At 64.4% G+C, this 22294-nt stretch carries 21 protein-coding genes and 8 tRNA genes; 6 read left to right on the top strand and 23 right to left on the bottom strand.

Translation table 11 applies throughout. The features are described from left to right. Positions 1–12 precede the first annotated feature (12 nt). The gene (locus HALZIN_RS0100845) at positions 13–402 is read left to right on the top strand and encodes a Na+/H+ antiporter subunit G (RefSeq protein ID WP_031382368.1); all 390 of its coding nucleotides are present in this window, start codon (positions 13–15) and stop codon (positions 400–402) included. A gap of 20 nt (positions 403–422) precedes the next feature. On the opposite strand, the gene hemH is transcribed toward HALZIN_RS0100845, so the two are convergent. Beyond that, positions 423–1412 (bottom strand): ferrochelatase, encoded by a 990-nt coding sequence (gene hemH / locus HALZIN_RS0100840; protein WP_031382367.1) that lies wholly within the window; start codon positions 1410–1412, stop codon positions 423–425. Positions 1413–1614: 202 nt separating this feature from the next. Here hemH and HALZIN_RS0100835 point away from each other — a divergent pair, with 202 nt between their 5' ends. Then, positions 1615–2007 (top strand): thiol-disulfide oxidoreductase DCC family protein, encoded by a 393-nt coding sequence (locus tag HALZIN_RS0100835; RefSeq protein WP_031382366.1) that lies wholly within the window; start codon positions 1615–1617, stop codon positions 2005–2007. A gap of 26 nt (positions 2008–2033) precedes the next feature. Here HALZIN_RS0100835 and HALZIN_RS0100830 read toward each other — a convergent pair whose 3' ends face one another. From HALZIN_RS0100830 to rnr, 9 genes are all read right to left on the bottom strand, one after another. Then, positions 2034–2336, bottom strand: coding sequence for a DUF6482 family protein (locus tag HALZIN_RS0100830; RefSeq protein WP_031382365.1), 303 nt, complete (start codon positions 2334–2336; stop codon positions 2034–2036). A 279-nt stretch (positions 2337–2615) separates the two neighbouring features. Then, a complete protein-coding gene (locus HALZIN_RS0100825; RefSeq protein WP_031382364.1) occupies positions 2616–2915 on the bottom strand; it encodes a hypothetical protein in 300 nt (99 codons plus the stop codon). Between the two features lie 113 nt (positions 2916–3028). Next, on the bottom strand, positions 3029–4417 hold the full coding sequence (gene dnaB, locus HALZIN_RS0100820) for a replicative DNA helicase (RefSeq protein ID WP_031382363.1): 1389 nt from the start codon (positions 4415–4417) through the stop codon (positions 3029–3031). A 181-nt stretch (positions 4418–4598) separates the two neighbouring features. Continuing rightward, complete coding sequence (gene rplI / locus HALZIN_RS0100815) at positions 4599–5045, bottom strand: 50S ribosomal protein L9 (protein ID WP_031382362.1); 447 nt, start codon at positions 5043–5045, stop codon at positions 4599–4601. Between the two features lie 15 nt (positions 5046–5060). Continuing rightward, positions 5061–5912: a hypothetical protein gene (locus HALZIN_RS0100810; RefSeq protein ID WP_031382361.1), complete on the bottom strand. Its 852-nt coding sequence runs from the start codon at positions 5910–5912 to the stop codon at positions 5061–5063. 13 nt (positions 5913–5925) lie between these two features. Then, complete coding sequence (gene rpsR, locus HALZIN_RS0100805; RefSeq protein WP_031382360.1) at positions 5926–6153, bottom strand: 30S ribosomal protein S18; 228 nt, start codon at positions 6151–6153, stop codon at positions 5926–5928. A gap of 26 nt (positions 6154–6179) precedes the next feature. Then, the gene (gene rpsF / locus HALZIN_RS0100800) at positions 6180–6578 is read right to left on the bottom strand and encodes a 30S ribosomal protein S6 (protein ID WP_031382359.1); all 399 of its coding nucleotides are present in this window, start codon (positions 6576–6578) and stop codon (positions 6180–6182) included. Between the two features lie 286 nt (positions 6579–6864). After that, the gene (gene rlmB / locus HALZIN_RS0100795) at positions 6865–7803 is read right to left on the bottom strand and encodes a 23S rRNA (guanosine(2251)-2'-O)-methyltransferase RlmB (RefSeq protein ID WP_084173257.1); all 939 of its coding nucleotides are present in this window, start codon (positions 7801–7803) and stop codon (positions 6865–6867) included. Next, complete coding sequence (rnr, locus tag HALZIN_RS0100790) at positions 7800–10208, bottom strand: ribonuclease R (protein ID WP_035575053.1); 2409 nt, start codon at positions 10206–10208, stop codon at positions 7800–7802. The genes rlmB and rnr overlap by 4 nt, the downstream gene beginning before the upstream one ends. Before the next feature lie 205 nt (positions 10209–10413). Between rnr and HALZIN_RS0100785 the strand changes: the two genes are divergently transcribed. From HALZIN_RS0100785 to HALZIN_RS0100775, 3 genes are all read left to right on the top strand, one after another. Further along, positions 10414–10500 (top strand) — tRNA-Leu (locus HALZIN_RS0100785). Between the two features lie 147 nt (positions 10501–10647). After that, positions 10648–10734: transfer RNA gene (locus HALZIN_RS0100780), tRNA-Leu, on the top strand. A 24-nt stretch (positions 10735–10758) separates the two neighbouring features. Next, a tRNA-Leu gene (locus HALZIN_RS0100775) sits at positions 10759–10845 on the top strand. 108 nt (positions 10846–10953) lie between these two features. Here the strand turns inward: HALZIN_RS0100775 and HALZIN_RS0100770 are convergent. The 3 genes from HALZIN_RS0100770 to HALZIN_RS0100760 all read right to left on the bottom strand — a co-directional run bounded on the left by HALZIN_RS0100770 (position 10954) and on the right by HALZIN_RS0100760 (position 12693). Beyond that, positions 10954–11805, bottom strand: a complete 852-nt coding sequence (locus tag HALZIN_RS0100770) for a DNA/RNA non-specific endonuclease (RefSeq protein WP_031382356.1) — start codon at positions 11803–11805, stop codon at positions 10954–10956. A gap of 37 nt (positions 11806–11842) precedes the next feature. Further along, the gene (locus HALZIN_RS0100765) at positions 11843–12118 is read right to left on the bottom strand and encodes an Lrp/AsnC family transcriptional regulator (protein WP_031382355.1); all 276 of its coding nucleotides are present in this window, start codon (positions 12116–12118) and stop codon (positions 11843–11845) included. Positions 12119–12186: 68 nt separating this feature from the next. Continuing rightward, positions 12187–12693 carry a methylated-DNA--[protein]-cysteine S-methyltransferase gene (locus HALZIN_RS0100760; RefSeq protein WP_031382354.1) on the bottom strand — a complete coding sequence of 169 codons (507 nt, stop codon included), beginning with the start codon at positions 12691–12693 and terminating at the stop codon, positions 12187–12189. A gap of 220 nt (positions 12694–12913) precedes the next feature. On the opposite strand from HALZIN_RS0100760, the gene HALZIN_RS0100755 reads away from it, so the two are divergent. Next, the gene (locus HALZIN_RS0100755) at positions 12914–13225 is read left to right on the top strand and encodes a high-potential iron-sulfur protein (protein ID WP_031382353.1); all 312 of its coding nucleotides are present in this window, start codon (positions 12914–12916) and stop codon (positions 13223–13225) included. A 6-nt stretch (positions 13226–13231) separates the two neighbouring features. Here HALZIN_RS0100755 and HALZIN_RS0100750 read toward each other — a convergent pair whose 3' ends face one another. The 10 genes from HALZIN_RS0100750 to HALZIN_RS0100705 all read right to left on the bottom strand — a co-directional run bounded on the left by HALZIN_RS0100750 (position 13232) and on the right by HALZIN_RS0100705 (position 22271). Further along, a complete protein-coding gene (locus tag HALZIN_RS0100750; protein ID WP_031382352.1) occupies positions 13232–14779 on the bottom strand; it encodes a SpoVR family protein in 1548 nt (515 codons plus the stop codon). 37 nt (positions 14780–14816) lie between these two features. After that, the gene (locus tag HALZIN_RS0100745) at positions 14817–16100 is read right to left on the bottom strand and encodes a YeaH/YhbH family protein (protein ID WP_031382351.1); all 1284 of its coding nucleotides are present in this window, start codon (positions 16098–16100) and stop codon (positions 14817–14819) included. A 91-nt stretch (positions 16101–16191) separates the two neighbouring features. Continuing rightward, positions 16192–18114, bottom strand: a complete 1923-nt coding sequence (locus HALZIN_RS0100740) for a PrkA family serine protein kinase (protein WP_031382350.1) — start codon at positions 18112–18114, stop codon at positions 16192–16194. Positions 18115–18315: 201 nt separating this feature from the next. Continuing rightward, positions 18316–19380, bottom strand: coding sequence for a threonine aldolase family protein (locus HALZIN_RS0100735; RefSeq protein WP_031382349.1), 1065 nt, complete (start codon positions 19378–19380; stop codon positions 18316–18318). Positions 19381–19503: 123 nt separating this feature from the next. Continuing rightward, positions 19504–21573, bottom strand: coding sequence for an FAD-dependent oxidoreductase (locus tag HALZIN_RS0100730; protein WP_084173255.1), 2070 nt, complete (start codon positions 21571–21573; stop codon positions 19504–19506). A 116-nt stretch (positions 21574–21689) separates the two neighbouring features. Beyond that, positions 21690–21766 (bottom strand) — tRNA-Asp (locus HALZIN_RS0100725). A gap of 14 nt (positions 21767–21780) precedes the next feature. Continuing rightward, positions 21781–21857: transfer RNA gene (locus tag HALZIN_RS0100720), tRNA-Val, on the bottom strand. 78 nt (positions 21858–21935) lie between these two features. Further along, positions 21936–22012 (bottom strand) — tRNA-Asp (locus HALZIN_RS0100715). An 85-nt stretch (positions 22013–22097) separates the two neighbouring features. Beyond that, positions 22098–22174, bottom strand: a tRNA-Asp gene (locus tag HALZIN_RS0100710). 21 nt (positions 22175–22195) lie between these two features. Continuing rightward, positions 22196–22271, bottom strand: a tRNA-Val gene (locus tag HALZIN_RS0100705). Between the last annotated feature and the right edge of the window lie 23 nt (positions 22272–22294).

Below are 22294 nucleotides of genomic sequence, written 5' to 3'. Positions count from 1 at the left end.
GAGGGCAGCGAGATGATCGGTTTCCATACCGCGATGGAAGGCGTGATCGCCTTCTTCATGGTGGCCGGCGGGGTCTTTGCGTTTATCGGCGCGCTGGGCCTGACCCACCTGCGCGATTTCTACATGCGCCTGCACGGCCCGACCAAGACCACCACGCTGGGCGTGGGCTGCGTGCTGATCGCTTCGATGGGCTATTTCAGTCTGGTCAAGGAAGGCCTGAGCTATCAGGAATTGCTGATCACCGTTTTTCTGTTCATTACCGCCCCGGTGTCGGCGCATCTGCTGGCCAAGAGCGCCCTGCATCAGAAGCTCCCCCGCTTCGAGCCCACCCGGGACGATATTCCCGAGCTCAAGGAACAAGGCGAAGACGACGAGGGCGAGCGCGCAAGTCGCCAGCCTTGAAGACCGCGCAACGCGGCGAATTACCAGCCGCGGCTATGCTGCTCGACGAGTTGCGCCAGCAGGTCGATGTGATCGCGACGATCGTTGAGCGCCGCGATGTAGCGATAGGTCTTGCCGCCGGCCGCGGCGAAGTTGTCGCGGTTTTCCACCTCGAGCTCCTCGAGCGTTTCCAGGCAGTCCGCAGAAAACGCCGGGCTGATGATATCGACATGCTCGACGCCCTCCTGGCCCCAGGCCTTGAGCGTCATGTCGGTATACGGTTTGAGCCACTCCTCGCGACCGAAGCGCGATTGATAGCTCATCAGCCACTCGTCCTCGCCGAGCCCCAGCTCGGCGGCCAGCAAGCGGCTGGTGGCCTGGCAGTGCTGCGGGTAGGGATCGCCGGCCTCGGCATAGCGTTTGGGGATGCCGTGATAGGACATCATCAGCCGCCCGCGCTCGCCATCGTGCCTGCGCCAGTGCTCGCGCACGCTCGCCGCCAATGCGCCGATGTACGCCGGATGGTCGTGATAATCGCGGACGAAGCGCAACTCGGGCAGATGCGGACAGGGCTTGAGCGCGCGCGCCAGCCGGTCGAACACGGCCGCGGTCGTCGAGCGCGAAAACTGCGGGTACAGCGGCAGCACCAGGATGCGCTCCGCCCCGGCATCGCGCAGCGCCTTGCCGGCCGTCTCCATGCTCGGCTGGCCGTAGGTCATGGCCAGCTCGACCGGAAGCGTCTCGCCGAACTGCTCGGCGAGACGCTCGGCCAGGGCACGTTGCTGGCGCCGGCCGATCGCCAGCAACGGCGAACCGTCCTCGCCCCAGATCGCCGCGTAGCCCTTGGCGACCTTGCGCGGCCGGATGCGCAGGATCACCCCGTGCAAGATCAGCCACCATAGCGGCCGCGAGACGTCGATTACCCGTTCATCCCACAGGAACTCTCCCAGGTAGCGCCGCACCGCCTCGGAGGTCGGTGCAGCCGGAGTGCCGAGATTGGCCAGTAATACACCGAAACGGGCATTGGGCATGATGGGTCTCCTTGCTTTGCGATCCCGTGAGTGTATCAATCCCGCCGGCCGCCACGGGAATTAACTCAAGCTATCGGCGGTATTTGTAAAGGCTTGTACAAACATCAGTTGGAGACAGCGCTATGCCCGCCATTGTCACTGATGAGGCTATGCTGCCAAGTAAGGAAAGTGTATCCACTGCATGAATTGGGACCGACCAACGATGACGCTACGCCATTCGCCAGCGCATGTCCGCGCGCCACTGATGCTGCTCTATGACGGCGATTGTCCGATCTGTCAGCGTCAGGTCGCCTGGATCCAGCGGCATCCCCATCGTCAGCGTGTGCGCTGCGTGGACATACGCGCCAGGGACTTTTCCGCGAGCGCCTGGGAACGTGACTGCGAGGAATTGCTGGGCCGAATGTTTGCCCAGGATGGCGCGGGGAAATGGTTCGCGGGGATGGACGCGGTACGTGCGATGCTCGCGCTGCTCGGCTATCGACGGTTGGTCTGGCTATCTCACCTGCCGGGAATCAGGCCATTGCTCGACCGGCTCTACCTGGCAGTGGCCCGGCATCGCTTTGCGCTGGGGCGTTGGCTGCCCCCGCTGCGCTGAGACCAGGCCGGTAATTGGCGCTCCATCTAAAAGACCAACGGCATGCGTGACGCCAGCGGCTCCTGATAGTGCGCTTGACGCCCGATCATCTCGTCGTGGGCGACGTAATGCACCAGATAGGCGCGGTGAATCCCCGCCCGCTTGAGCTCCAGGTAGATGTCGTCCAGGGCACGGAACATCATCGGCTTGCCGCGTTGAGTCAGCAGGTGCCGATCACCTTCGATGTCCTCGATTTCAACCTGATAACAACGGCTGCCGGCGTGGCTGATGACGCGCACTTCGAAATTGGCATGATTGTGGACGTACTGCTTGAGCACATGAAGGTCCATGGCTCCCTCCTTTTATAGTAATGCACGCACGGGCGTTGGCGTCCTGCCACGCTACCCGGCACAGATGACAGCGGCGTTTCACCTGAGGCGTCCTGTCGCGTTGCGAAGAGCTATCGAGCGCCTGGCCGGAAAGAGGAAAGATGAGTTGATCGATCGGTCAGACCGTCGATCGAAAGGGCAATTCAGCGCCACTGAGGACGCCAGTCACGAGGGTCGCCTGATCAGCCCGGGGCCGGCAACGCGAACCAGTGCCGAAGCGTCGCCCCACCGGGCCACCGCTCAGTCGCGCTGAAAGGTCGCGGGGTCGATGGCGATCCCCAGCGAATTGCGGTCCACCCAGTTGCCGGCCTTGGTTTCCTTGTAGCGGAATACCACGCAATCGCCCTCGCCGACCGGCAATTCGGCGTCCTCGGTCTGGTAGCTGTAGGTCACGCCATCGACCACCAGCGCGTAGCGGTAGAGGTCCGGCATGCCCAACCACTCCTTGAACGGCCCTTCGCGCGATACGCTCTCGAGCGTTCCACGCGCTTCAAGTTTCGGGGTCCGATTGCGGTTGCCGCGACGAAATCCGCCCGCCATGCGTATCTCCTTGTCGACTCTATTGGATGGAAACCGTTACTGCCTGACCGCCCACTGCCACGGGGCCGGCATTATACGACTCGCGACGCGCGGCTCAACCGTGCTGGCCGGCATCATTCGCCAAAGTGCTGGCCGTAGCTATCGGGCGCCAGATCCTCGAAGCGCGTGTACTTGCCGATGAAGGCCAGATGCACGGTGCCGATCGGCCCGTTACGCTGCTTGCCGATGATCACCTCGGCCAACCCCTTGTTGTCGGGATTGTCCTGATTGTAGACCTCATCGCGGTAGACGAAGGTGATCACGTCGGCGTCCTGCTCGATGGCCCCCGATTCACGCAGGTCCGACATCACCGGACGCTTGTTGGGGCGCTGCTCCAGCGAGCGGTTGAGCTGCGACAACGCCACCACCGGACAGTCGAACTCCTTGGCCAGCCCCTTGAGCGAGCGCGAGATCTCCGAGATCTCGCCGGTCCGGTTCTCGGAAAACCCGGGGATCTGCATCAACTGCAGATAGTCGATCATGATCATGCCCAGGTTGCCGTGCTCGCGAACCACGCGCCGGATCCGCGAGCGCATCTCGTTGGGCGACAGCGCCGCGGTATCGTCGATGAACAGCTTCTTGTCCTTGAGCAGGTTGACCGCCGAGGTCAGCCGCGGCCAGTCCTCGTCCTCGAGCTGGCCAGTGCGCACGCGGGTCTGGTCGATACGCCCCAGCGACGACAACATGCGCAACATCAGCGATTCGGCGGGCATCTCCATCGAAAACACCATCACCGGCTTGTCGCTGGAGATCACCGCATGTTCGACGATGTTCATCGCGAAGGTGGTCTTGCCCATCGACGGGCGCCCGGCCACGATTACCAGATCCGATGGCTGAAAGCCCGAGGTCATGTCGTCAAGATCGCGAAAGCCCGACGATAATCCGGTCATCCGGCCCTGCATGTTGAACAGCTCGTCGATGCGATCGACCGCCTTGGAGAGCAGTTCGCTCATGCCGATCGGGCCGCCCATCTTGGGCCGCGATTCGCTGATCTGGAAAACCAGTCGCTCGGCTTCGTTGACCAGCTCGTCGGATGGCCGGCCCTGCGGCGCGAACGAGCTTTCGGCGATCTGATTGGCGGCCTGGATCAGCTTACGCAGGGTGGCCCGCTCGCGAACGATGTTGGCATAGGCGCGGATGTTGCTGGCCGACGGGGTGTTGCGCGCCAGGTCGGCGAGATAGCCCAGGCCGCCCACGGTATCGAGCTGATCGCGGGACTCCAGCGCTTCGGAGAGCGTCACCACGTCGAGCGGGTGACCGCCCTCGGCAAGCGGGATCATGGCATTGAACACCAGGCGGTGTTCGTAGCGGTAGAAATCGTCGGCGACCAGCAGCTCGGACACGGTGTCCCAGGCCGAATTGTCGAGCATCAGCCCGCCGAGCACCGACTGCTCGGCTTCCAGCGAATGCGGCGGCACCTTGAGGGCGGCGGTTTCCTGATCGAGTTCCAGGGCGTCACTCATGGACGAGGCTTCCAGCAGTAAAGGGAGCGCGGCGGGTCAACGCCCGCGAGGCCATTCTACCTAGCAATCGCAGGACCTGACATGCCCGGGATCGCTTGCAGGATGCCGATAAAATAAAAGCGCGGCAGCCGAAGCTGCCGCGCTCGATTACAAGGTCCGGCGAGCGACCTTGGGCCGCGTGTTACTCGGCGACGATCACGATACGCACGGTGGCGTCGACTTCCGCATGCAGATGCAGCTGGATGTCGTACTCGCCGGTGGCACGCAGCGGCCCTTCGGGCATGCGCACTTCGCTCTTGGCGACATCGATGCCGGCCTGGGCCAGGGCATCGGCCAGGTCGCGCGGACCGATCGAACCGAACAGCTTGCCTTCGTCGCCGGCCTTGGCGACCAGCGACAGTTCGATGTCGTTGAGCTGTTCGGCACGCGCTTCGGCTTCCTGCTTGCGCTCGACGGCCTGGGCTTCCAGTTCCGCACGCTGCGCTTCGAAGGCTTCGACGTTGTCCTTGGTAGCCGGCACGGCCAGGCCGTAGGGCACCAGGTAGTTGCGACCGTAGCCGGGCTTGACGGTGACCTTGTCACCCAGAGCACCCAGCTTACCGATATTGTCGAGCAGAATGACTTCCATCTCGTTAACCTCTTGTCATTGGCTGCGGGCCAGGCGCGCGCGGAAATCCGCAAACGTATCCAGACAACCCAACAGCAGCACAATCAGAATCATGGGCCAGGTGGTCAGCAGCAATACGTAGAACGCCACCAGCCATAACCCGTTCATCCCCTTGAGACCCACCAGGCCGTGCACCAGCGCCACGCCGCTGACCAGCAGCGGTACCCAGCCGAGCATCGGCAACGCCGGCACCGCGAGCAATGCACCGATCACCGTCAAGGCGATCAGCAGTGCCAGCTCGCGGCCTTGCAGCCGCAGGGCGTGGAACTCGGCGCGAAAGCCGCCGGGGTTGTACAACCCCGCCTGCCAGCTGCGCGCCAGCGCCAGACAGGCTATCGCGGCCAGCGTCACGATCAACCCGGTAATGCCGCCGATCAGCAGGATCGCAAGCTGCTCGGTGGCCACGCCCTGTGCGCTCAACTGGTCGAGCATACCGCCAATCTCGGTCGAGCTCTGACGCAACTGCTCGAGCAACGGGCCGGCCCCGCCCGGCGGCAGGAAGACCCCGAACTGAACCAGCGCGGCGGCCACCAGCGTGCCGGCGATCAGCGCCTCGCTCCAGCGCATCCGCGCACGCAGCACGACGGCCATCAGCGTCACCAGCAACAGGCTGGCCAACGGAATGGTGTCGCCCTGCACCCACCACCAACCGGTGGGCAGCGCGGCGGCGACGATCACCGGCAGAGCCGGCGCCAGGCCGCGGCGCAGCGTCACCAGCGCGGCAACGGCGGCGCTGAACCAGAACAGCCAAGGCACCAGTGCGGCAAGCACCGCGGCACCGGCGGCGTGCGGCGTGCCACGCATTACCCAGCGGGCCAGGGGCAACATCACTTGCTATCGCTTACTGGTGGCTGTCGGTGTACGGCAGCAGCGCCAGGTAGCGCGCGCGCTTGATCGCCGTGGACAGCTGGCGCTGATAGCGTGCCCGCGTGCCGGTGATACGGCTGGGGACGATCTTGCCGGTCTCGGTGATGTAAGCCTTGAGGGTATCGATATCTTTGTAATCGATGTACTTCACGCCTTCGGCAGTGAAGCGGCAAAACTTGCGGCGACGGAAAAAGCGTGCCATGGATCAACTCCTCCTGGATGGGCGAATCAGTTGGCTTCTTCGGCGGTTTCGGAACGCTCGGCACGGGGCCTGTCGGATTTCTCTTCGCGACGTCGACCCTTGTCCTCGGCCGACTTCATCATCGGCGAGGCTTCCGTGACGGCTTCCTTGCAGCGCACAACCAGGCTACGGATGATGGCATCGTTGAAGCGGAAGACGTTCTCGATCTCGTCGAGCGTCTCGCCGCGGCATTCGATATTCATCAGCACGTAGTGAGCCTTGTGGATCTTGTTGATCGGGTAGGCCAGGTGACGGCGGCCCCAATCCTCGAGACGATGCACGGTACCGCCATTCTCGGTGACGAGGCTGGTGTAGCGCTCGACCATGGCCGGAACCTGCTCGCTCTGGTCCGGATGGACCATGAACACGATTTCGTAATGACGCATGGTATCTCCTTACGGTTTGACAGCTTCCCAGTGGCGGCAGACGCTGCTGCTGGCCATGAGGAAGCAAGGAGTCAGTGATTAAACGGGTGAGGGTGTTTCAAGAACCGCGTTATTGTAGTGATGGTACACGCCGCATGCAACTGCCACCGGCTGCAGCCGGCCGATGCCCCAAGGCTATCGCAAATCGCGTTTACACGCGGGGCTGACCCGTCGACAGCTTGCGTGGAGGCGCTGTAAATACCTCCCTGTACGCTACCGACGCCATCCATGGCGCCGGACCTCCACTTCAGCTTGTCCCCGGCGCCCTCATTAGTTCATCGGCGACGGCCCTGGTCGATGCCCGCCGGCGCTGGCGGATCGCTTCGTAAAGGCAGATGCCGGTGGCCACCGAGACGTTGAGGCTCGATACACTGCCCGCCATGGGCAGCGTGACCAGGCCGTCGCAGGCTTCGCGGGTCAGCCGCCGCAGACCCTTGCCTTCGGCGCCCATGACCAGCGCGCAGGGCCCGGTCAGGTCGATGTCGTAGAGGCTGGATTCGGCCTCGCCGGCGGTGCCGGTGATCCACACCCCCGACTCCTTGAGCTTCGCCATGGCGCGCGCCAGGTTGGTGACGCGATACACCGGCACGGCCTCGGCGGCCCCGCAGGCGACCTTGCGTACCGTGGCGTTGAGCGGCGCGGCCTTGTCCTTGGCGACGACGATGCCATGCGCACCGGCGGCGTCGGCGCTGCGCAGGCAGGCGCCGAAGTTGTGCACGTCGGTGACGCCGTCGAGAATCAACAGCAGGGGCGGTTCGGCGTGGGGCCAGCCGCCCAGGCGGTGCCACAACTCCTCTTCGCTGTGCGCCGCCAGTGGCGGGCAGAAGGCGATCACGCCCTGATGGCTGCCACCCTGGGCGAGGCCGTCGAGCACTTCGCGCGGCTGCTCGACCAGGCGCGTCCCGAGTTGCCGGGCGGCGGCGAGCAGATCGGTCAAGCGCTGTTCGGCGGCGCCGGCCTGGAACCACAGTTCGCGGGGCGCCTCGCCGCGCTCGATCAACGCGGCCACGGCGTGCACGCCGAATACGCTGTCCAGCCCCGCGGGGGGCGTGGGCAGGGCGCCGCCGCCACGCCCAGCGCCTTTTTGCTGCGCGTGACTTTGCTGCGCGTGACTTTGCTGCGCGTGACTTTGCTGCGGGTGACGCGAGCGAGCGGGCTTGTTGCGTGGCCCACCACTGCGACTCATGAACGCTCCCCGGAGGGCTTGCCGTCATTGCCGCCGGAGCCGCCGCCGCGCTCCTGCTTGCCGGGGCGCGGCTTGCGCCGCCGCGATTTCTTGCGGGCGGGCTTGTCGCTCTGGCCGGCTGCGGAGTCCGCCCCGGGCTTGCGCGGCGGGCGCTGGCGGCGCGGCTTGTCGTCGACCAGCTCGAAATCGATCTTGCGCTCGTCGAGATCGACCCGTGCCACCTGCACGGTGACGCCATCGCCGAGCCGGTAGGCCATGCCGCTGCGCTCGCCCTTGAGGCGATGCTTTTCCGCCTCGTAGTGATAGTAATCGGAGGGCAGCGAGGTGACATGCACCAGCCCCTCGACATACACCGCGTCGAGGCGCACGAAGATGCCGAACTGGGTCACCGAGGCGATGGTGCCGTCGAATACCTCGCCGATCTTGTCGGACATGAACTCGCACTTGAGCCAGTCGGTGACGTCGCGGGTGGCGTCGTCGGCACGCCGCTCGGTCATCGAGCAGTGCTCGCCGAGCTCGAGCATCTGCTCGAAGGTGTACGGCGCCCACTTGCTCGGCGGCTCGACCGGCGCGCCTTCGGCGCGCAGCACGGTGTTGGTCTGGCGCGGACCACGGATCACCGAGCGGATGGCGCGGTGCACCAACAGGTCCGGGTAGCGTCGGATCGGCGAGGTGAAATGCGCGTAGGCCGGGTAGGCCAGACCGAAGTGACCGTCATTCTGCGGCGAATACACCGCGCGACTCATCGAGCGCAGCATCACCGTCTGGATGACGTCGGCATCGGGACGGCCCTTGATCGCCTCGGCCAGATCGCGATAGTCCTGGGGGCTGGGGTCGTCGCCGCCGCCCAGCGACAGCCCCAGTTCGTTGAGAAACAACCGCAGCTTGTCGAGACGCTCCGGCGAGGGCTTCTCGTGGATGCGATACAGCGCCGGCAGGTCGTGCTTGTCGAGAAAGCGCGCCGTGGCGACGTTGGCGGCCAGCATGCACTCCTCGATGATCTTGTGGGCGTCGTTGCGCGAACGCGGCACGATCGCCTCGATCTTGCGCTCGTCGTTGAACAGGATCGCTGTCTCGGTGGTCTCGAAATCGATCGCGCCGCGCTCGACCCGCGCCTCGCGCAGCAGCATGTAGAGCGTATGCAGGTTGTTCAGCGACGGCACCAGCGCGCTGTACTGCTCGCGCAGCGTATCGGCCTCGGCATCGTCGCCATCGAGGATCGCCGCGACCTTGTTGTAGGTCAGCCGCGCATGAGAGCGGAACACCCCTTCGTAGAAGCGATAGCGACTGATCGCCCCGCTCTGCGAGATGTTCATCTCGCAGACCAGCGCCAGCCGATCGACGTCGGGGTTCAGCGAGCACAGGCCGTTGGACAGCAGTTCGGGCAGCATCGGCACCACCTGCCCGGGAAAATACACCGAGTTGCCCCGCGAGATCGCCTCCTGGTCAAGCGCGCTGCCGGGACGCACGTAATGCGAGACATCGGCGATCGCCACCAGCAGCTTCCAGCTGCCCGACTTGGTCTTCCAGGCGCACACCGCATCGTCGAAATCCTTGGCGGACTCGTCGTCGATGGTGACCAGCGGCACGTCGCGCAGATCGATGCGGTGCTGCTTGTCGGCCTCGGCGACCTCGGCGGACATGCTGGCGATCTCGTCCTGGACGTCGGGCGGGAACTCGGACGGGATCTCGTAGCTGCGGATGGCGATATCGATCTCCATCCCCGGGTCCATGCGTTCGCCGAGCACCTCGACGACTTCGCCGACCGGCTGGACGCGCGTTTCGGGCTGCTGGGTGATGCGTACCGACACCACCTGGCCGTCCTGGGCGCCGCCGGTGGCGCTGTTGGGGACGATCACCTCCTGGGCGATGCGGGTGTTCTCGGGGATCAGCACGCCGAATTCATTGGAGCGCGCGCGATAGACGCCGACCAGCGTCTGGGTGTTGCGCGCCAGCACCTCGACGATGGTGGCCTCGTCACGGCCGCGGCGGTCGCGACCGCTGACCCGCACCAGCACATGATCGCCATGGAAGACCCGGCGCATCTGGCGCGGGGGGATCACCAGATCGGGCTTCTTGCCGTCGTCGCGGAGCAAGAAACCGATGCCGTCGCGGTGGCCGAGCACCTTGCCCTTGATCAGGTCGAGCTTGTCGATCAGCGCATAGGCGCCGCGACGATTGCGCAGGATCTGACCGTCGCGCTCCATGGCGGCCAGCCGCCGGCGCACCGCCTCCTGCTGGTTGTCGTCCTCGAGGCCCAGCATGCGGCTCATGCTTTCGTCGGTGATCGGCTTGCCGTACTCCTCGAGTCGGGCAAGCAGGTATTCGCGGCTGGGGACCGGCTTGTCGTACTTGTCGGCCTCCCGCGCCGCTTGAGGATCGTCGCTTAACGTCCAGTGATTCATGCGTGGAGCTTCCTTGAATTGAATGGTTCGGGCGGCAGCGAGCGCGGCAAGCGTGGCAAACGCGAAAGGACGAGTGGATATAATGTCATGCGCGCAGTATAGCGCCGCGCGGGATGCGACCCAACCATTGCCGCTACGCCGCCTTGCAAATCCGCCGTTTGCCTCTTGCATTCGGGCATGAAATCGGTATGATTCGTGGCCACTTGCCCAGGTGGCGGAATTGGTAGACGCGCTAGCTTCAGGTGCTAGTATCCTTACGGATGTGGAGGTTCAAGTCCTCTCCTGGGCACCAGAATGACGAAGTCTTGCTTGTCGAGACAATGTCGGGGTGAAAGTCCCCTGTTGGGTGAAACCCTTGATAGACAGCCCTTGATAGACAGCCCTTGATAGACAGCCCTTGATAGACAGTTGCAACACCCCGATCGATGGCCATGTATTCGCCCAGGTGGCGGAATTGGTAGACGCGCTAGCTTCAGGTGCTAGTGTCCTTACGGACGTGGAGGTTCAAGTCCTCTCCTGGGCACCACGCGAATACAGGCCGGCATGATACGCCCAGGTGGCGGAATTGGTAGACGCGCTAGCTTCAGGTGCTAGTGTCCTTACGGACGTGGAGGTTCAAGTCCTCTCCTGGGCACCATCCGTATCATGAGCCGATCACTCCCCTCTCGCGCTGCGCTGCTCTTGCGCAATGGTTATCGCCCGTGAATGACGCTCGGGCACGCATCGCTGACTCGCACTCACCGCTTCAGTAACGCGACGGCAGACGCGCCACCTGCGACAACTGCCAGCCGGCGGTTTTCACCGACGATTCCAGACGATGTTCGATCGGCCCCGGCAACTGCGGGAAGAAATCCAGCCCGGTACGCGCCTCGACTTCGTCGATGCTCACCAGGTAGCGATCGAGCGGCTCGTTGCCGGCGACATCCTGCGGCATGACGAAGGCCAGCGCCCGCGGTTCGCTGCTCGGCACCACGACGATCTTGTAGAACGCCTCGGGCACCTCGACGAGCCCCACCCGGTTGAACACGCCGCCGATGCCTTCCGCGAAGATCGGCCCGGTGATCACCTGCAAGGTGCCGAAGCGCGCCGCGAAACGATCGATCACCACTTCCTCGAGGCGTTGCCAGAGCCGCCGGTTGAGGCCGGGACGCTGCGGCGAGATGTTCGACATCAGGAAGGTCTGGCGCTGAGCCTCGCGCCCATAACTGACCGCGATCGCGTAATTGGGCGCCATGTGTCCGCGATCGTAGCCGCTGCCGGAATAGTTGCCGGCGGTGATCGGCCACAGGGTTCGCCAATCGCGGCGAAAATCGGGCCGCTCGCCGATTCGCGCATCGTCCACCGCGCTCAGCTGGTAGCTGACCCATAACGGGTTGACGCGCAGGTCCGACCAGCCGACCAGCACGCCGTCGTTGCGCAGCACGCGGTTCACCGCCAGCGGATTGTCGAGCGACCAGTCGGGTATGCCCATCCACACCAGCCGCTCGCGCACGTCGCGCTCCTGCCAGTACCACAGCCCGCTGGCGACCACCACGAAGGCCAGCGCGACGCCCAGGTTGCGCACCTGGCGGCGCATGAAAGGCAGCGCGCCGATCATCGCCCGCTCGCCACGGGAGGCAGTCGCCCGGCGGCCATCAGAAACCTACGCTGAACATGGTTTCGAGATCGTGCCGCGAGTGCACCTGCATGGCGTTGAGCGTCTCGGTCTCGCGAATGCCCTCGACCTGGTTCAGACGCTCGGTAACCAGCGTGGCGAGACTCTCGAAATCGGGCGTACGGGCAATGGCGACCAGGTCGTAACGGCCACAGGTCGAATACACTTCGCTGATACCGGTGAGTTCGGCCAAGCGCTCGGCGACGCTGTTGATGCGGCCTTTCTCGGCATTGATCAGGATCACGGCGTTTTGCATCGGTCTCTCCTCGCTACCGGCGCGAGCCGACGGCTCACGGTTGCGCAGGAGTATACCAGCCGTGTCGCTCAGGAGGCAGAGATGACACCCGTTGACTCGTCCGCCTCCATGGCAAGCAACTGTCGCTTGAGCGCCTCGCCGCCAGGGTAGCTGCCCAGCCGGTTGGCGGCGACGACCCGGTGGCAGGGCACCAGGATGGGAAGCGGGTTGGCGGCGATCGCGCTGCTTACGGTAATCACCGCACGTTCTTCGCCCAATCGCTGGGCCAGTTCGCCATAGGTGCGCGTAGTGCCATAGGGGATGCGCATCAGCGCCGCCCACACTTCGCGCTGCGCCTGGCTGCCCTCGGGCGCAATATCCATGTTGAAGCTGCGCCGCCGCCCGGCCAGGTAGGCCAGCACTTCGTCGCGTGCCTGACTCAGCCCCTCGTCGTCACGCTGCCAACCGGCAGTGACAGCGTCGCCCGGCGACGCGTCGCCCGAACCATCCACGGCAAAATACAGATGGCGCAAGCCGGCCTCGTCGCCCGCCAGGGTGAGCATCCCGACCGGGCTTTCGAATGTGGTGAAACGCATGACGTCTCCTTGACCTGATGCGGCCGATTGCCGCACGACTCATCGCAGCGGGACGGGATCGGCTAGGATGAATCCATCCATTATACTCGCCAGTTTTCAATTAAGCTTGACAGCGGCACATCAGAGGCAAAAAACGCCCCTCCAACGCGGACCGACACCGCGATCCAGCACTTCCAGCGAGCCGGTCCTGCAATCGTCCCGCTCGAATCCAGGAGATTCCATGGCCCATCACAGCCGCCGCGATTTCATACGCCACAGCCTGCTCGGCCTCGCTGCACTGCCCTTCGGCGCCGGCGTGCTGTCCCACAAGGCGCTCGCCCAGCAACTACCGCCGCTCGACCCGAGCCTCCCCCAGGCCAAGGCGCTCAACTACGTCACCCAGGCCAGCCAGGCCAGCGATCAGCCGGCCTATTCGCCGGGCGAGCGCTGCGACAATTGCATGTTCTACACCAAAGCCAACCAGGGTTGCCGATTGTTCCCTGGCTACAGCGTGGCGCCGGGCGGCTGGTGCCAGTCGTGGACCCGCGCCTGACGCCGGCTACGCGCGCTCCTCAAGATCGGCGGGTAACGGCCATTGATAGCGGCGCACGACGTCGTCGTCCTCGATGGAGTGCAGCTTGACCGGGAATCCCCATAGCTGGTGCAGGTAGCGCAACACCGGATAGACGCTCTTGGCCAGCGGCCGGCGCCGATCCTGCACGTGGTGCAGGGTCAGTGAGCGGTCGCCGCGAATGTCGGCCTGCCAGACCTGGATATTGGGCTCGCGCACCGAGAGCGCGTACTGGGTCGACAGCGCCTCGCGCACCCGCCGATAGCCGCGGTCATCATGGATCGCCGCGATGGTCAGCATCTCGTCCTGATCGTCGTCGACCAGCGAGAACAGCTTGAGATCGCGAATCACCCTGGGCGACAGGAACTGCTGGATGAACGATTCATCCTTGAAGTTGCGCATCGCGAAGTGCAGCGTCTCCAGCCAGTCGCTGCCGGCCATGTCGGGAAACCACTCGCGATCCTCGGCGGTGGGCTCCTCGCAGATGCGCTTGATGTCGCTGAACATCGCAAAGCCCAGCGCATAGGGATTGATGCCGTTGAAATAGGGGCTATCGAAGCCCTGCTGGCTGACCACCGCGGTGTGCGACTGCAGGAACTCGAGGACCAATCCCTCGTCGACCAGCCCCTCGTCGTAAAGCCGGTTCATGATGGTGTAATGCCAGAACGTCGCCCAACCCTCGTTCATCACCTGGGTCTGGCGCTGGGGATAGAAATACTGCGCCAGCTTGCGCACGATGCGCACCAGCTCACGCTGCCAGGGCTCCAGCAACGGCGCGTTCTTCTCGATGAAGTAGAGCAGGTTCTCCTGCGGCTCGGCCGGGTAGCGGCCGTACTGGTGCAGGCCGAGCGGATCCTCGTCGTCACTGTGCGGGCCGCTGTCGGCGGAGTTGTCGGGGATCGTTCGCCACAGCAGGTTGACCTGCGACTGCAGGTATTCGGCACGCTCCACCTGGCGCCGCGCCTCCTCCTCGGGAGAGATCGGCGAGGGCCGCTTGTAACGATCGACGCCATGATTCTGCAACGCGTGGCAAGCGTCGAGCAACTGCTCGACGGCGGCCACGCCGTGACGCTCCTCACATTCGGCGACGTACTTGCGGGCAAACACCAGGTAGTCGACGATCGCCGAGGCATCGGTCCAGGTACGGAACAGGTAATTGCCCTTGAAGAACGAGTTGTGGCCATAGCAGGCGTGCGCCATGACCAGCACCTGCATCATCAGCGTGTTCTCCTCCATCAGGTAGGCGATGCAGGGATCGGAATTGATCACCAGCTCGTAGGCCAGCCCCATCTGCCCGCGCCGGTAGGCCTGCTCCACCGACAGGAACTGCTTGCCGAACGACCAGTGGTGGTAACCGATCGGCATGCCCACGCTGGCGTAGGCGTCCATCATCTGTTCCGAGGTGATGATCTCGATCTGGTTGGGATAGGTGTCGAGCCGGTACTCATCGGCCAGACGGGCGATCTCCCGCTCGTAGGCGGTCAACGTTTCGAAGTCCCAATCCGAGCCGGTGGCGATGGGTTCGCGTCGGGTCATACGGCCTCCTGTGCCCATGCTGCTGATGGGCCAAAGCTCACTGCGTGGCGCGGCGCCGGAAGAGTTCGCGGAAAACCGGGTAGATGTCGCCGCCCTCGACGATCTGACGCATGGCGAAACGCTCCGGAAAACTGGCCTGGACGCTCTCGTATTCCTCCCAGAGCGCCTGATGGGCGTGCGGGGTGATCTCCACGTAAGTGAAATACTGCAGTCGCGGCATCAGCGACTTGACCAGCAACTGACGGCAGGTGGTGGAATCGTCGTCCCAGTTGTCGCCGTCCGAGGCCTGGGCCACGTACAGGTTCCACTGGTTTGCCGGATAGCGCGCGCGAATGATCTCGTCGACCAGCGTCAGGGCACTGGACACGATGGTGCCGCCGGTCTCGCGCGAGTAGAAGAACTCCTCCTCGTCGACCTCCTTGGCGGCGGTATGGTGGCGCACGAAGACCAGCTCGACTTTCTCGTAGTTGCGCTCCAGGAACAGATAGAGCAACAGGAAGAAGCGCTTGGCGATGTCCTTGTGGGCCTGGGTCATCGATCCCGAGACGTCCATCACGCAGAACATCACCGCCTTGTTGGAGGGTTGCGGCTGGTCGATCAGGTTGTTGTAGCGCAGATCGAAGGTATCGATGAACGGCACCGCCTCGATGCGCTGCTCGAGGCGTTCGATCTCCGCCTTGAGCTCCTGGATGCGCGCCGGGTTGCGCAACACCGGGTCCTTGCGCTCCTCGGTTGCGAGCGCTTGTTCGGCTGCGCGCAGCGCACGCCGCAGCGGGGCGCGCATGGCGATGCGCCGGGCCTGTGCCTCGCGCATCGAGCGCACGATGTTGATGCGCGCCGGCACCCCCTCGCGGGTCAGTCCGGCCCGTACCGGGCGCACCTCCTCGAGATCCTTGTGCTGCTTGCGCTCGAGGTGCGGCAACTCCAGGCCGTCGAAGACGAAATCGAGGAACTCCTCGCGACTCAGCGAGAAGGCGAACTCATCCATGCCCTCGCCCTGATTGGACGCCCCGCCTTCGCCGCTGCCGCCACCCCCACCGCCGCCGCTGGGGCGCTTGAGGCGGTCGCCCTCGACGAACTCCTTGTTGCCCGGGCTGACCACGTTACGGCGGCCGCCGGGCCCGTGCTGGAAGACCGGCTCGGAGATGTCGCGGGCGGGAATCGAGACCTTCTCGCCGCGCTCCATGTCGGTGATCGAGCGGCGGTTGACGGCCTCCTCCACCGAGCGCTTGATGTGCGTTCGGTAGCGGTCCAGAAAGCGCTGTCGATTGACCTCGCTCTTGTGCCGGGCGTTGGGACGTCGATCGATGAAATAGCTCATGCGTGCCTCCCGTGCGGGTTGCGACGCGAAACGCGGGGCACCAACGCCCCGCCTTCACCGTCGCCTGGGCAACCATCGTCAGTACCAACCGTCAGTGCGACTTGCGCACGCGCAGATACCATTCGGACAGCAAGCGCACCTGCTTCTCGGTATACCCCCGATCGACCATTCGGGCGACGAAATCCTCGTGCTTGCGCTGATCGGCCGCCGAGGCCTTGGCGTTGAAGGAGATCACCGGCAGCAACTCCTCGGTGTTGGCGAACATCTTCTGCTCGATGACCCCCTTGAGCTTCTCGTAGGACTGCCAACTGGGGTTCATGCCGTTGTTCTGGGCGCGCGCGCGCAGCACGAAGTTGACCACCTCGTGGCGGAAGTCCTTGGGGTTGGAGATGCCCGCCGGCTTCTCGATCTTCTCGAGCTCCTCGTTGAGCGCCTGGCGGTTGAACAGCTCACCGGTCTCGGGATCGCGATATTCCTGGTCCTGGATCCAGAAGTCGGCGTAGGTGACGTAGCGATCGAAGATGTTCTGACCGTACTCGCTGTAGGACTCGAGATAGGCGGTCTGGATCTCCTTGCCGATGAAGTCGACATAGCGCGGCGCCAGGTACTCCTTGATGAAGCGCAGGTAGCGCTCATGGGCTTCCTTGGGCAGCTGTTCATGCTCGAGGCGCTGCTCGAGGACGTACAGCAGGTGCACCGGGTTGGCGGCGATCTCGTGGGAATCGAAGTTGAAGACCTTGGACAGGATCTTGAAGGCGAAGCGCGTCGACAGCCCGTCCATGCCTTCCTCGACACCCGCGCTGTCGCGATACTCCTGGATCGACTTGGCCTTGGGGTCGGTATCCTTGAGGTTCTCGCCGTCGTAGACGCGCATCTTCGAATAGATGCTCGAGTTTTCCGGCTCCTTGAGCCGCGAGAGAATCGAGAACTGCGCCAGCAGCCGCAGGGTGTCCGGCGCGCAGGGCGCCTCGGACAGCGACGAATGCTCGAGCAGCTTCTTGTAGATGTTGATCTCCTCGGAGACGCGCAGGCAATACGGCACCTTGACGATGTAGACGCGATCGAGGAACGCCTCGTTGTTGCGGTTGTTGCGGAACGTCTGCCATTCGCTCTCGTTGGAGTGGGCGAGCACCACGCCGTCGAAGGGAATCGCGCCCATGCCTTCGGTGGGGTTGTAGTTGCCCTCCTGAGTGGCGGTCAGCAACGGATGCAGCACCTTGATCGGCGCCTTGAACATCTCGACGAATTCCATGATCCCCTGGTTGGCCTTGCACAACCCGCCGGAGAAGCTGTAGGCGTCGGGGTCGTCCTGGGAATACAGCTCGAGCTGACGGATATCGACCTTGCCGACCAGCGAGGAGATATCCTGGTTGTTCTCGTCGCCGGGCTCGGTCTTGGACACGGCGATCTGGTTGAGTCGCGAGGGGTACAGACGCACCACCCGGAACTGCGAGATGTCGCCGCCATATTCCTTGAGCCGCTTGGCCGCCCACGGCGACATCACGCTCTTCAGATAGCGCTGGGGAATGTTGTATTCCTTCTCGAGCAGCTCGCCGTCCTCCTCCGGCGAGAACAGCCCCAGCGGCGACTCGAACACCGGCGAGCCCTTGATGGCATAGAACGGAATGCGCTCCATGAGCAGCTTGAGCCGCTCGGCCAGCGACGACTTGCCGCCGCCGACCGGGCCCAGCAGATAAAGGATCTGCTTGCGCTCCTCGAGGCCCTGGGCGGCATGCCGGAAGTAGGCGACGATCTGCTCGATCGCCTCTTCCATGCCGTAGAACTCCGAAAAGGCGGGATAACGCCGAATGACCTTGTTGGTGAAGATACGCGACAGGCGAGAATCCTTCGACGTATCGATGACCTGGGGTTCGCCGATGGCCTGCAACATGCGCTCCGAGGCACTGGCATAGACGCCAGGGTCCTTGCGGCACAGTTCCAGGTATTCCTGCAGACTCATCTCTTCCTGGCGAACCTGCTCGTAACGGCTCTGGACATGATCAAAGATGCTCATTGAGGCCTCCTTGGATCGCGACACCCGGCCGCTGAGGACAGACAACGACTACCGGGCTGGCGTATCAATCAGCGTAGACGGATTAAAGCGCTTGCAAGGGAGAGCCTGGCATGAGGTCTTTCAACGCAACCGCATGGCGCCCCGCTTTTTTCTAAGAGCTCCGGGCGGCCCATTTGGTTCGATGACGATGCCGAAAACTGCTCAACCGACATTGGAATGGCTCGCCTCCAGCGCTAGACGAATATCGCTCAACAAGTCATCGAGCAGCTCTGTGGTGGTATTCCAGGCGCACACGAAGCGAGCGCCGCCAGCGCCTATGAAGGTATAGAAGGTCCAGCCGAGTTCGCGCAACCGGGCCAGCACCGCCGGCGGCAGCTTGACGAACACGCTGTTGGCCTGGGCCGGGAACATCAGCTCGGTGCCGGGCAGCGCCGCCAGCCCGTCTGCCAGGTAGCCGGCCATGGCATTGGCATGACTGGCGTTGTCCAGCCATGCGCCGGTCTCGATCAGCCCCAGCCAGGGTGCGGCGATAAACCGCATCTTGGAGGCCAGCTGACCGGCCTGCTTGCAGCGATAGTCAAAATCCTCGGCCAGCTCGCGGTTGAAGAAGACCACCGCCTCGCCCATCGGCAAGCCGTTCTTGGTCCCCGAGAAGCACAGCACGTCGACCCCGGCCTGCCAGGTCAGTTCGGCCGGCGAGGCCGCGAGCGAGGCACAGGCATTGGCGAAGCGCGCGCCGTCCATGTGCAGCCGCAGATCGTACTTGTCGGCCATCGCCCGGATACCGAGCAGTTCCTCGCGGGTATAGACCGTTCCCACCTCGGTGGCCTGGGTGATCGAGACCACCCGCGGCTTGGGATAGTGGATGTCGCTACGCTTGGTGACCAGCCGCTCGATGCCTTGGGGAGTGAGCTTGCCGTCAGCGCCGCTGGCGGTCAGCAGCTTGGAGCCGTTGGAAAAGAATTCCGGACCGCCGCACTCATCGGTCTCGATATGTGCCAGCTCATGGCAGATCACGCTGTGATAGCTCTGGCCCATGGCCGCCAGCGACAGCGAGTTGGCGGCGGTGCCGTTGAAGACGAAGAACACCTCGCAGTCATAGTCGAAGAAGCTGCGAAAGCGATCCGCGGCACGCTGGGTCCAGCTGTCGTTGCCGTAGGCGAGATCATCGCAGGCGTTGGCCTTGAGCAGGTACTCCAGCGCCTCAGGGCAGATGCCAGAGGTATTGTCGCTGGCCACGAAGCGTGGAGAGCAATCGGCGGGCATGTCGGCTTCCTTTGAGGGCTGTTATGGTTGCAAGCCACGACTGGGTGCCATCGCGGCCCGGCGTCGCGTGGGTAACACGCTACATGAGTCTACCACTGTGCGCGCTGCACGCGAGCCGCCGCGCTAGAGCGCCGCGGCCACCCGGGTGCCCTGATCGATGGCCCGCTTGGCATCCAGCTCGGCGGCCTTCTCGGCACCGCCGATCACCTGCACCGCCACCCCGGCGGCGCGCAGTGGCTCGAGCAGTTCGATCACCGACTCCTGACCGGCGCAGATCACGATGCTGTCGACCGCCAGGCGCCGCCGCTCGCCGTCGACGCGCAGCGTCAGCCCGGCGTCGTCGATACCCAGATACTCGCAGCCCGCCCAGCTTTCCACCCCGCGATGGCGCAACGCGGCGCGATGCACCCAGCCGGTGGTGGTGCCCAGCCCCTTGCCCGGCTTCGAGGTCTTGCGCTGCAGCAGATGGATCTGGCGCGGCGACGCCACCGCCGCCGACGGCTTGAGACCGCCGGGCCCGTCGACCGTCAGGTCGACCCCCCATTCGGCGCACCAGGCGGCGGGGTCGAGCGCCGGATGCCCCGCATGACTCAACAGCTCGGCGACGTCGAAGCCGATGCCGCCGGCGCCGACGATCGCCACCCGCCGCCCGACCCGCTCGGGATGACGGATCGCCGTCGGGTAGTCGATGACGCTGGGATGATCGCTGCCGGGCAGCTCGAGCGCGCGCGGACGCACCCCGCTGGCCAGGATCACCGCGTCGAAGCCGCGCAGCGATTCGATATCCGCGGCGGTTCCGAGACGCACATCGACGCCATGACGTTCGAGCATCTCGCGGTAGTAGCGCAGCGTCTCGGCGAACTCCTCCTTGCCGGGAATCAGGCGGGCGAAGTTGAACTGGCCGCCGATGTCGGCCTGGCGCTCGAACAGCACCACCCGGTGGCCGCGCTGGGCCGCGGTCACTGCGCTGGCCAGCCCCGCCGGCCCGGCACCAACCACCGCCACCGACTTGGGCGTATCGGCCGGCGCGATCGTCAGCTCGGTCTCGTGACAGGCGCGCGGATTGACCAGGCACGAAGTCAGCCTGCCCTGGAAGGTATGGTCCAGGCACGCCTGGTTGCAGGCGATGCAGGTATTGATCGCCGCGCTGTCGCCGGCGCGCGCCTTGCTCACCCACTGCGGATCGGCAAGGAACGGCCGGGCCATCGAGACCATGTCGGCGTGGCCGTCGGCCAGCACCCGCTCGGCGATCTCGGGCATGTTGATGCGGTTGGTGGTGATCAACGGCACCTTGAGCTCGGCCTTCATGCGCCGGGTCAGTTCGCTGAACACTGCCCGCGGCACGCTGGTGACGATGGTCGGCACCCGCGCCTCGTGCCAGCCGATGCCGGTATTGATCAGGCCCGCCCCGGCGGCCTCGACGGCGCGCCCCAGCGCGACCACCTCCTGCCAGGTGCTGCCCTCCTCGACCAGGTCGATCATCGACAGCCGGAAGATGATCAGAAACGCCTCGCCCAGCGCCTCGCGGATGCGCTCGACGATCGCCACTGCAAAGCGCATGCGGTTCTCGAACGGCCCGCCCCATTCATCGTCGCGCCGATTGGTGCGCGCGCAGACGAACTGGTTGATCAGATAGCCCTCGGAGCCCATCACTTCGACGCCGTCGTAGCCGGCCTCGCCGGCCAGCCGCGCGCACTCGACGTAATCGGCGATCGTCCGCTCGATTTCGTCGCCATCGAGCGCGCGCGGCGGGTAAGGGTTGATCGGCGCCTGAATCGCCGAAGGCGCCACCAGATCGGGGGAATAGGCGTAGCGTCCAGCGTGCAGGATCTGCAGGCAGATGCGCCCGCCCGCCTCGTGAACCGCCGTGGTGACGACACGGTGCCGATCGGCTTCTGCGGTGCTGGTCAGCTTGGCCGCGCCGTGAAACACCGCCCCTTCGGCGTTGGGTGCGATCCCGCCGGTAACGATCAGCCCCACGCCGGCGCGCGTGCGCTCGGCATAGAACGCCGCCAGCCGCGCAAACCCGTCCGGCGCTTCCTCGAGATTGGTGTGCATGGAGCCCATCAGGACGCGATTCGGCAAGGTGATCGAGCCCAGCTGCAACGGCTGGAACAGGTGCGGATAAGCGGTCACGGAGGTTCCTCGGCAAGATTCAAACAACTGTATGAACAGTGTAGCGAATCGCCGCATGGAAACAATCGCGACCAAGGCCAAAGACGGAAGACGGAAGACGGAAGACGGAAGACAGGCTGGACGCGTGGGGCCTGCCCGGCAATGCGAGGCGGCGAATGGTGCAGGGAGGGAAATGGCGGACCGGACGGGACTCGAACCCGCGACCTCCGGCGTGACAGGCCGGCATTCTAACCGACTGAACTACCGGTCCGCATTATATCCGCGTGGTGGGTGATACTGGACTCGAACCAGTGACCCCCAGCATGTGAAGCTGGTGCTCTAACCAACTGAGCTAATCACCCATCGAATGCGCTACACAAGTTAGCGGGGCTACTAGAGAATCTACTAGTAGAGAACCTGTAGCAGAATCTCGACAGACATGGCGGACCGGACGGGACTCGAACCCGCGACCTCCGGCGTGACAGGCCGGCATTCTAACCGACTGAACTACCGGTCCATTTTCAACGCATCGGGCTGTCACCGCCGTCAACACGCAGCTGCCTGGTCAATCCGAAATCGCCAGGCGAAATCGGCACGAAGAATGGCGGACCGGACGGGACTCGAACCCGCGACCTCCGGCGTGACAGGCCGGCATTCTAACCGACTGAACTACCGGTCCGCATGTCTTCGCAACGTGATTTGGTGGGTGGTACTGGGTTCGAACCAGTGACCCCCAGCTTGTAAGGCTGGTGCTCTCCCAACTGAGCTAACCACCCGGTCACGTGGCGCTGCATTCTAC

Origin of the sequence: Halomonas zincidurans B6, from assembly GCF_000731955.1 — a bacterium.
Taxonomy (GTDB): domain Bacteria; phylum Pseudomonadota; class Gammaproteobacteria; order Pseudomonadales; family Halomonadaceae; genus Modicisalibacter; species Modicisalibacter zincidurans.
This window is presented reverse-complemented; position numbering and strand designations above follow the sequence as displayed.

Bases quoted from the DNA above. Each gene is read 5' to 3' on its own strand.
- dnaB (WP_031382363.1), bottom strand. From the start codon at position 4,417: ATGAGTGACGCCCTGGAACTCGATCAGGAAACCGCCGCCCTCAAGGTG.
- HALZIN_RS0100830 (WP_031382365.1), bottom strand. From the start codon at position 2,336: ATGGACCTTCATGTGCTCAAGCAGTACGTCCACAATCATGCCAATTTC.
- HALZIN_RS0100825 (WP_031382364.1), bottom strand. From the start codon at position 2,915: ATGGCGGGCGGATTTCGTCGCGGCAACCGCAATCGGACCCCGAAACTT.
- HALZIN_RS0100760 (WP_031382354.1), bottom strand. From the start codon at position 12,693: ATGCGTTTCACCACATTCGAAAGCCCGGTCGGGATGCTCACCCTGGCG.
- HALZIN_RS0100750 (WP_031382352.1), bottom strand. From the start codon at position 14,779: ATGACCCGACGCGAACCCATCGCCACCGGCTCGGATTGGGACTTCGAA.
- HALZIN_RS0100810 (WP_031382361.1), bottom strand. From the start codon at position 5,912: ATGTTGCCCCTGGCCCGCTGGGTAATGCGTGGCACGCCGCACGCCGCC.
- HALZIN_RS0100745 (WP_031382351.1), bottom strand. From the start codon at position 16,100: ATGAGCTATTTCATCGATCGACGTCCCAACGCCCGGCACAAGAGCGAG.
- HALZIN_RS0100730 (WP_084173255.1), bottom strand. From the start codon at position 21,573: ATGCGGCGATTCGCTACACTGTTCATACAGTTGTTTGAATCTTGCCGA.
- hemH (WP_031382367.1), bottom strand. From the start codon at position 1,412: ATGCCCAATGCCCGTTTCGGTGTATTACTGGCCAATCTCGGCACTCCG.
- rlmB (WP_084173257.1), bottom strand. From the start codon at position 7,803: ATGAGTCGCAGTGGTGGGCCACGCAACAAGCCCGCTCGCTCGCGTCAC.
- HALZIN_RS0100765 (WP_031382355.1), bottom strand. From the start codon at position 12,118: ATGCAAAACGCCGTGATCCTGATCAATGCCGAGAAAGGCCGCATCAAC.
- HALZIN_RS0100740 (WP_031382350.1), bottom strand. From the start codon at position 18,114: ATGAGCATCTTTGATCATGTCCAGAGCCGTTACGAGCAGGTTCGCCAG.
- HALZIN_RS0100835 (WP_031382366.1), top strand. From the start codon at position 1,615: ATGACGCTACGCCATTCGCCAGCGCATGTCCGCGCGCCACTGATGCTG.
- rpsF (WP_031382359.1), bottom strand. From the start codon at position 6,578: ATGCGTCATTACGAAATCGTGTTCATGGTCCATCCGGACCAGAGCGAG.
- HALZIN_RS0100735 (WP_031382349.1), bottom strand. From the start codon at position 19,380: ATGCCCGCCGATTGCTCTCCACGCTTCGTGGCCAGCGACAATACCTCT.
- rpsR (WP_031382360.1), bottom strand. From the start codon at position 6,153: ATGGCACGCTTTTTCCGTCGCCGCAAGTTTTGCCGCTTCACTGCCGAA.
- HALZIN_RS0100845 (WP_031382368.1), top strand. From the start codon at position 13: ATGATCGGTTTCCATACCGCGATGGAAGGCGTGATCGCCTTCTTCATG.
- HALZIN_RS0100770 (WP_031382356.1), bottom strand. From the start codon at position 11,805: ATGATCGGCGCGCTGCCTTTCATGCGCCGCCAGGTGCGCAACCTGGGC.
- HALZIN_RS0100755 (WP_031382353.1), top strand. From the start codon at position 12,914: ATGGCCCATCACAGCCGCCGCGATTTCATACGCCACAGCCTGCTCGGC.
- rnr (WP_035575053.1), bottom strand. From the start codon at position 10,208: ATGAATCACTGGACGTTAAGCGACGATCCTCAAGCGGCGCGGGAGGCC.
- rplI (WP_031382362.1), bottom strand. From the start codon at position 5,045: ATGGAAGTCATTCTGCTCGACAATATCGGTAAGCTGGGTGCTCTGGGT.